Annotated in this window: 2 protein-coding genes; one reads left to right on the top strand and one right to left on the bottom strand. The window is 43.5% G+C overall.

Annotated features, from left to right (window positions below):
• Nucleotides 1–145: DUF2642 domain-containing protein (locus AC1DWB_RS36715; protein WP_477545967.1), on the bottom strand; the 145-nt coding region annotated here is incomplete at its 3' end.
• Nucleotides 146–481: 336 nt separating this feature from the next.
• Between AC1DWB_RS36715 and AC1DWB_RS36720 the strand changes: the two genes are divergently transcribed.
• Nucleotides 482–694, top strand: a 213-nt coding sequence (locus tag AC1DWB_RS36720; protein WP_477545966.1) for a hypothetical protein, incomplete at its 3' end; no start/stop codon positions are given.

Raw genomic sequence — 694 nt, forward strand, 5'->3', positions numbered from 1 at the left:
TAATATATACAACGCTGTCTTTCGTATGCAGGATAAGGTGATCGGACTGAATGGATAACAGACGGCCTTGGGCAGAATCTGGACCTCCGCGGTTTACCTTCACTTCTTTTCCTATCAGATTGCTCAATTGACTTTGATATGCCATTGTAAATTCCCCTCTCAGATGATTAATAGTTGACCTAAGCTTAAGCGACGGTTACAGCCTTCCATCTATAAAAGAACGATAGTGGTTCACATGGGCGGCAACCTCCTTTCATCTATCATGGATGTGGATATGTAATATATAAATATGTATCCCGTAAAGAATCGTACTGGTTACGAATCTATTTTCTCTGAACTTCCACGTATATCTCGTATGTTGAGATTCTTATAGACAGGAGGTTACAAGTCTATCTTTGAGTCAATCTATACGAATACCCGTGTCCACTATTGGTGAAATCTCATAATCTGTACTATCTCATTTAGGGAGGTAATATAGGATATGGCAAAAGGTAATGGAAATGGTAAAGCCCAGAACAAGAAACAGGGCCATAGCGGAGACAAAATTGAAGGTCGCAACGAAGGAGGCAAAAGCGGAGGACGCAGTGAAGGCAAAAGCGGAGGACGCAGTGGAGGCAAAAGCGGAGGACGCAGTGGAGGCAAGAGCGGAGGACGCATTGGAGGTAAAAGCGGAGGACGCAATGAAGGTAAAAGC

Source organism: Paenibacillus sp. P4_E11 (assembly GCF_056401635.1).